Genomic DNA, 8,006 nt, shown 5'->3' on the forward strand with positions numbered 1-8,006 from the left:
GGCCGCCCGCCCGGACACCGGCCCAAGAGCCGGGGGCAGGAGGCTGGTTGAGGTCGGTTCGCCGCGGTCCGTGCGGCTCGGGAGAGGAAGATGACCGTCCCGTTGTCCCAGCGCTAGAGTCATGGTGAAAGTGGGTCACATTGGGACACACGAGTCATTGACCAGCGTATTTCTGATGTGATGGGGGAGTCGTGGGACAGTTCGGGACACCCGCGGGACATGACGGGCCGGGTCAGGACGGGATCGGCGACGGGACGGCCGACGGCACTCGGGACACCACCGCCGACGAGCCGTCGCCGGAGCTCGTCGAACTGATCGCGGCGATCCGCCGGTGCATGGCCGAGCTCAGCTGGTCGTACCACGTGCTGGGCCGCAGGACGAACGCCTCCTCCAGCACTTGGAACCGCTGGTGCACCCAGACCCGGCTGCCGCGCCGGGACGCCCTGGTCAGCTTCGCCGAGGCCGCCCCTGAAGTCGTCGGCCGCCACCGGCTCCTCGCCCTGTGGGATGCGGCCCTGGCAGCGCAGGAGTCCGCACGGAAGGCGGAGACCTCCGCATGGCAGACGGAGACGTCCGCAGGGGCACCGAAGACGGCCGCACGGAGCACGGACACGCAGGCGCCATCGCCGTCAGCGGCGGAGACCGCGCCCGCTCCTCCGCAGCCCTCCTCGACCACTCCGGCCACTCCGGCCACCCCGGCTGCAGCAGCCGCCCCGCCGGCTCCGGTCGGCCGCCGCTTCAGCCTCGGCTCACTGCTGCTGGGCGCCGCCGGAGTGCTCGCCTTAGGAGCAAGCATCACGGTGTGGATCATGAGCGCGAACGCCGACGACACGCCCGGCGGACAGGCGGCCGCACCACCCGCCACGACGGCCGCACCGATAACCGTCCAGCCTTCACCCACCATCAGCTGCCACGGCGCGACCTGCGCCGCGCTGGACCCGGCCCGCACGCACTGTGCCGACGACGCGGTCACCGCCTACAGCGGCCAGAAGTACGGGGCGACGATCGAGCTGCGGCACAGCCCGTCCTGTGGGACGGTCTGGGCGAAGATGAGCCACACGTTCGCCGGCGACCGGGTCACCGTCACCCACCGGGACGGCCACTCGGAGGAGTACCGCCAGCAGTACGGCCGCGACGCCCACACCCTGATGCTCGTCGTCGACACCCCGGAGGACGCGAAGGCCTGCGCCATCATCCAGGACCGCGGCACCGTCTGCGCCACCCACCGGGGACCCGTGACGCCCGCCGCCGTCTCGGCGAGGAGCAGCTGACGCAACGCGTCACCGCAGCGCGCCGCATCACGGTGCGCGGCGAGCGCCGTCACCGTCTCCCTCACAAAGCCGCCACGGTCACTTCGCCGCACACGGGCACCGGACACCGGCCACCGGCCACGATCGTGGCCCGCACCCCGGCTTCCTCTCGGACGGGGGTGCGGGCCACACGTTCCCCGATCAGCCCAGTCGGCGGATCAAACGTGTACGCACCGCAGCCCCTCACTGTTGACCTGACGCCGTGTCACATCAATCACGGTTGCAGAGCAGGAAGTCGGTGAAACACTCACCCCAGGCGGGCAGAACAGTCCGACACAATCGCCCTTCTCCCGCCTCCTGTACTGCGCGATCGTGCACATACACCCGAATCTCGCCGAGGAAAGAGAACCATCCCGTGCGTCCCGTGAACCGCCTTCGCAGCGCCCGCTCACTCGCCGTCGGTGCCGCGGTCGGCGCTGCCGTCCTCGCCCTGACCGGCGCCGCTCCCGCCATGGCCGTTGGCACGCAGGCCGCAGCCTCTTGGTCCACCCTGCCTGCCTACCCGACCCCGATCGAGGACAACGTTGTCGGCATCCACGACGGGACCCTGTACTCCGTGTCCGGCACCACCGGCACCGCACGGACAGCCGCCACGTTCGCCTACACCCCGGGCAGCGGCTGGACCCAGCGAGCCAGCATCCCGGTGTCCCGGGAGAACGCCTCGGGCGCCTTCATCGGCAACAGGTTCTACGTCACCGGCGGCTGGGACCTCTCCCTCCAGCCGACGGGCACGACCAACGTCTACGACCCGGCCTCCGACACCTGGAAGACCGCCGCAACCAACCCCGCCCCGGCCGCGGCAGCGGGGACAGCGGTTGTGAACGACACGCTCTACACGATCGGCGGCTGCACCGACAGCACCTGCACGATGACCGACACGGTCACCGCGTACGACCCGGCCACCGACACCTGGACCACAAAGGCCGCCTACCCGGTCAAGGCCGCCTTCGTCTCCTGCGCCGTGCTCGCGGACATGATCTACTGCGCCGGCGGCGACACCCGCACCTCCGTGCTGAACAGCGCCTACTCCTACGACCCCGCCCAGGACACCTGGTCTCCCATCGCGGATCTGCCCGCAAACACCATGGCCGCGGCGTCGGGCGCGGTGAACGGCCGGTTCCTGGTCCAGGGCGGCCTCGCCGGCACCGGCCTGAGCTCGGTGACGAACCGGGGCTGGTCCTACGACCCGGCGACCGACACCTGGTCCGCCCTGCCCGCCTCGCCGGCAGCCGAGGCCCGCGGCGGCTCCACCAGTGACGGCTCCGCTCTCTACGTCGTCGGTGGCCGCCCCACGCCGTCCGCCGACCAGATCTCCGACACGACGCAGGTGCTGCGCGCCGGCTGACAGCAAAGGTGACGGCATGACACCTGCAGGCGGGGCGTGCACGGCAGCACGCCCCGCCTTCGCGGATCGGTGGCTCCCCTGTAGGGGGCTGAGAGATGGTGCGCAACGAAGCAGTCGCCGAACTCCTTCGTCACACCGCCGCACGCGGCCGCTGGAGACAGCGTGGCCGCCTGCGTCTGACGCCCCGTCCTGTCGCACAGGACTCGCCGACTTGAGCTTCTCCGCACCTCATCAGACCGCCCAGCGACTGCGTTCCACGGTCTCCCGATAGAAGTAGATCCACAACCCAACTACGCTCGAAGTGCTCGAATCGATGACATCTGTCGAGTAACCCCGGGGGGAGTCGGGTGCACATTCTCGACCCGGAAGAGATCCCGCACTTCACGGGTGACCTGGATGCACTGGAGCGGGACTGTGCGGCGCTGGCGAAGGATGCAGGTCATGTCCGGAGCACAGGCGCGGACGTTCACAACCGTTTCCAGGGCCTGTCGGCGTACTACACCGCGCCCGAGGCCGAGCAGTTGTTCGCCACGACACAGCCAGTCAAAGAGCGGACAGACACCTTCGCAGGCGATCTCGAGACCGTCTCCAGCGCGCTGGCGGCGTATGCGTCAGAGGTCCGGCCTTTGGTGAAGAAGCTGGAAAACCTCAAGCGCGAGGCGACCGCGTTCGTCAACGAGTTCGAGAACGACGACGACTGGAACGACGATGAGGACAAGGTTGACCAGCACAACCGAATCCGGGACGAGATCACCCAGACCGTGGCCGCGTTCTGGGCGGCCGAGCGCACCTGCCACAACAAGATCACCGCACTGTGGCACGGCACGCAGATGGTCGCCGGGGACGGGTCGGACAAGAAGAACCAGTACGGGTTCAACGCCGAAGACCTGAAGAACGCGAAGCTTCCCTGGGGTGACCCTGTCGAGGAGAAGCACCACTGGTGGGAGGTCGGTCACTGGGTCAAGTCATTTGTGTGGGACGGTCTGATCGTCGACGGCGTGTGGGGGACGATCAAGGGCCTGGGCACGCTGGTCGGGTTCGGCGGCTGGAAGGCCATGGGGCAGGCGTGGAAAGGCCTCGCCCAGCTCGCCACCGGCATCGCCCTGACCGCGATCCCGGGTGTGGGCGCGGCCTTCTGGACTCTCCCCGACGACAAGCTGCCGTCCTGGATCCGTGACTCGCGTACCGCGATGAAGGAGACCGGCAAGGCCCTGGTCGCCTGGGACGAGTGGAGCAAGAACCCCGCCCGCGCCGCCGGAGCCGTCACCTTCAACGTGCTGACCACCGTCTTCACCGGTGGCGCCGGCGGTGCGGCCTCGGATGCGGGGAAGGCCGGTGCGGCCGCCCGGGCGATCTCGCTCGCGGGCAAGGCGGGTCACTTCATCGACCCGATGACCTACATTGCCAAGGGCGCGGGTGCGGGGTTGTCGAAGATCGGCGACATCGCCAAGGGACTGAGAGGCGTCGGCAACATCGACATCCCCACCCTCCCGGACAACGCCATCACCCTGCCCGAAGGCACCGTCCACCTGCCCGACGGCACGGTCCACCTGCCCGAGGGCTCCCCCATCCCGCAGGGCGCAACCCAATTACCCAACGGCACCATCGAGCTGCCCCACGACGTCCCCGTGCTGCCCGAGGGCACGATGAAACTGCCGAGCGTGGACGGGTCCCCGGCCCAGTACATGGACCCGCACGGCAACCTGCTCGACCACCAAGGCCACATCGTCCAGCACGCCGACCAGGCACCCGTCGACGTCGTCGACAAGCCCCGGCCTGAGTCCCGCACCCCGGCCGCCGGCGCGAACTCCCCGCACACGCCCGCCCCGGTCACACAGCCCGCCATGGCAGCCGCGGGCGTCCACACCGCCGAACAGGCCGGCCACCACATCCGCCTCGGCAACAGCCTGGACCTCGACCTCGGCGACATCAGCCGCGTCGGCGACGACGTACCAACTACCCCCATCGTCCACGCCGACAGCAACGTCCTCACCATGCACATGGCCGACGACGTTCCAACCGTCCATGCCAGCGCCGACCTGCCGGGCGACACGGACAATCACATCTCCGGCAGTCACGTGCCAGCTAACAGCACTCATGAACAAGGAGCGGGACAGCCTGCCGTACACGAGTCGGCAGCTTCAACCCTCGATGAGGGCAAGGCAGGTCACACAGAGGGCACTAGCATCACAAGTCATGACGGGGGCAGCGGCGGACATGAGCCACAGCCAAGCGACGCTTCCGAGGAATCGGACTTCAGCGGTAGCAGCAACGAGGCGTCCAGCGAGGTGACGGACCAGGAGGCGGAACCCGGAAGGGATTCTCGAAGCACTACCGAGGGTATACAGGCGCCGCCAGCGAAGGAGTGGCCAGCCGCTGACGATATCGCGGGACCTGCCCGTGGAAAGACCCTCCTATACCCCAATGCACGGCACGACCTCAGTGGCGTGCGGCATGGGCGCCCCGATGAAAAAAACACAGTGATTCTACCCGAGGTCAAAGAGGAAGTCCGACAGGACATTGCCGAGATTGCCGCAGGGCGAGCTGACTTTGACCCGGAAACTCAGCGCTATACCGTCAACGGCAGGAGGTATGCCGTTGAGCCTAGCGGCCGCATATTCCCCGTGGACGGTCCGGGATTTGTCGAAATGAATCGCGTCGAATACAGAGCCCTAAAGGAGATCATGAGAGCAAACGGCGATTGGTCAAGAGTAGAGGTGATGTTCAGCAAGGCACCCCTCTTTAGAGAGAACCCGCAAGCCGTCGAGAAGGCACTTGACCTTTATAGGAAGTATTACGGATGATGTACGCGCTCCTGACTATCGGCGACATGTTCACAGAAGATCTGCCACCGATTCTGGCCGAGGCATTCAAAGTCGCGATCCACGAGACAGACGTCTCGGACCATTCGACACTGGACGACAGAAATTGGGACGCCCTCATCACCTGCGATTGTGAAGCATTGGATGGCGACTTGACATGGCTACTAGAAATTTACGCAACAGCAGAGGTCAAGGAAAAGCCGACAATGCAAGGACTGGCCCTGCACCTGGCAAAGCGATTCAATAAACCGTTTTTCTTTGCATGGAAAGAAACGGTCCCTTGGGTTCGAAGGGTAGCTTTCCCTGATGGGCGATTGACGCTCGCTCGCGTGTCTGAGCTGGATGACACAGGGTCTGGACTATCAGTTGAGGTTGCAGAGGAAGAGATTCCCGGGATGCCTCACGTACGGGTTGATCATCTCCCAGAGGTGGTGCGCGCATACGACGTCGGAACGCCCCTGAGCGATAGCGTACTGCCCCGCGAATCTCGTGGTGAGAGACGCAAGGTGCGTGGACTGTTGGTGAGCTGGGAGCGTCTGTGTGTACGCATGGAGAGCAACTGGCCGCCTGAGGGATGGTACTCAGCCAGCATGTATAGGGAGGATTTGGAACACCGCGACAAACTAGAGCTTGCTATGATCAGCCTCGAGAAGGACGAGCATCATGCTGTTCAGCAGATTTTGGCTGAACTGGATCAGCGCTATCTCGAACGCACGATTGACGATGGAGGCGTGGCACTAGCTTCCGCTATCAGCGAAGACCCGTCACGCTTGACAAGTAGGCCGTGGTACTGGCGTCGCCGTCCACACCTGCTACCGTGGTCGACCGATTGAGGTTTCACACAGCCGCATCGTGTGGGCCGATGATAAACAGCACGGCAGGAGCGCTGAATTTTCATTTCTGTGCCGCATTGCCTAGCACCGAGGACCGGGATGTCCGTCCGGCCTCCTGAGGGGTTTGGCTTCGCCTAGGGCTGTGCCCCACAGACGCCGACCAGGAGCCGCGCTGAAATAAAAGTGTCGGCTTCTTCTCGTTCGCGGCGGGTGGATCGAACTTCGAGAACCACGAAGAATGGGCCTCGCCCTATGACACCCACGGCAGTGTCCCGCGAACCGTCACCAGACCAGCTCTGCGTCAGTCCCTGTTCCCTACCCGTCACTGCCGTTCGGGCCCGACGGCGGGACCCACCGACACGACATAAGTCCGCCAGAACGCACGCAATGGCGGGGCGCGGTCCGGCGTGCCCCGCCTTTGGGTCCGTGGCCCCACGTCGTCATCGAGCGCCTTCCGCTGGCCTCGCCCGCACGAAACACTCGGATGGCTCACCGGGTTCACCGGCCTCGACCGTCGCGTTCTGCCTCCGCCGGACCGACACGGTCCCAGCTGCAGCGGTCCCACTGCCCCAACTGCCGAACCGGCACTGTCACAGGGGCGCTCTAAGGTCTGAGCAAGATCGCCTCCACCGCCAGAAGGAGCCCCATGTCCGAGCGTGTCCCCGACCCGTCCGTCGCCCACTTCGGGGTGGACGGGATGCGCCGCTTCACCGTGCCCGGCGATCACGAGATCCGGCTGCCCGACTCCGCACGCGAAGCCCTGGAGGTCACAGGCGTGCCCCGGCACGTGGCGCCGTACTTCATGGCGTCCGACGGGACCGAGGCACCCACGCTCGGTACCGGCGCCGCACGCTATGGCATACAGGTTCCCGCCGAGATCGCGGACTGGCTGCCCATCGGCAGGGATCCGCTGGCGCAGCTGTGCGTGCGACCCGACGGTGCGATCCAGGCGGTGTTCCTGCGCCAGGAGGAAGACGACATGTTCGTCAGCTCCAGCATCCCGCAGTTCAACGCCTCGCTGACCGCCCTGCACCGCCGGATGCCGGTGATCGCCGCCTCGACCAGCCTGCCCGAGGCGGCCGCCGCGTTCCGGGAGCTCAACGCCGAGCTGCGCCAGATCGACCCGGCCGCCTTCGAGTACCGGGACAGCTGGTGGCCCCGCGTCCTGGACGACGTGCGGCACACCCTTAACTTCCCCTTCTCCTCCGCCTTCGAATACATCGACAACACGGGCACCAAGCAGGTCATCACCGACGCCACCGGCCCCGGGCGACCGCACCCGGAGGAGCTGGTCTGGCACCGGCTCCAGGCCCAGGGGGTCACTCCCCAGCAAGTCCGGCGCGTCTACTGCGAACTCGAACCCTGCACGATGCCGGGCCACTACTGCGCCGTATGGCTCCAGGCCACCTTCCCGCACGCCGAGTTCACCCACAGCTTCGACTACGGCTCCACCGCGGAATCCCGCGAAGAGGGCCTCAAGGAACTGATCACCCATGCTGCCCAGCAGGCGGGCGATCAGTGAGCTTTTTCAGCGTTGCCTCTCCAGTGTGAGGACGGCTGCGGCGATTGACGTCATGCGGTTGGGGCTGCACCGGGCTCTGCGCGGAAGATCCGCCAGGACTTCAGCCGTGCCATGCCTCGCTCGACGGGTGCCCGGGCCCGGGCCGGCGCGCGGTTGACCGTGCGCTGGGTCACG

At 66.6% G+C, this 8,006-nt stretch carries 5 protein-coding genes and 1 pseudogene; 5 read left to right on the top strand and 1 reads right to left on the bottom strand.

Annotated elements, in window-relative coordinates; genetic code table 11:
• The first annotated feature begins 191 nt into the window (after nucleotides 1–191).
• The 5 genes from IE286_RS18770 (at nucleotide 192) to IE286_RS18790 (ending at nucleotide 7,832) form a co-directional block, all read left to right on the top strand.
• A complete protein-coding gene (locus tag IE286_RS18770; RefSeq protein WP_189797923.1) occupies nucleotides 192–1,271 on the top strand; it encodes a DUF2690 domain-containing protein in 1,080 nt (359 codons plus the stop codon).
• Nucleotides 1,272–1,674: 403 nt separating this feature from the next.
• On the top strand, nucleotides 1,675–2,655 hold the full coding sequence (locus IE286_RS18775; protein WP_189797924.1) for a Kelch repeat-containing protein: 981 nt from the start codon (nucleotides 1,675–1,677) through the stop codon (nucleotides 2,653–2,655).
• Nucleotides 2,656–3,002: 347 nt separating this feature from the next.
• Nucleotides 3,003–5,459 (top strand): hypothetical protein, encoded by a 2,457-nt coding sequence (locus IE286_RS27280; RefSeq protein ID WP_372462565.1) that lies wholly within the window; start codon nucleotides 3,003–3,005, stop codon nucleotides 5,457–5,459.
• Entirely contained in the window at nucleotides 5,456–6,310 is an 855-nt protein-coding gene (locus IE286_RS18785; RefSeq protein WP_189797925.1) for a hypothetical protein, read from the top strand. The genes IE286_RS27280 and IE286_RS18785 overlap by 4 nt, the downstream gene beginning before the upstream one ends.
• A 646-nt stretch (nucleotides 6,311–6,956) precedes the next feature.
• Nucleotides 6,957–7,832 (top strand): nucleic acid/nucleotide deaminase domain-containing protein, encoded by an 876-nt coding sequence (locus IE286_RS18790; RefSeq protein ID WP_189797926.1) that lies wholly within the window; start codon nucleotides 6,957–6,959, stop codon nucleotides 7,830–7,832.
• Between the two features lie 6 nt (nucleotides 7,833–7,838).
• On the opposite strand, the pseudogene IE286_RS18795 reads toward IE286_RS18790, so the two are convergent.
• Nucleotides 7,839–8,006 (bottom strand): annotated as a pseudogene (locus IE286_RS18795) (transposase family protein); the annotation flags it as partial.

The organism is Streptomyces thermodiastaticus (assembly GCF_014656135.1).
Taxonomy (GTDB): domain Bacteria; phylum Actinomycetota; class Actinomycetes; order Streptomycetales; family Streptomycetaceae; genus Streptomyces; species Streptomyces thermodiastaticus.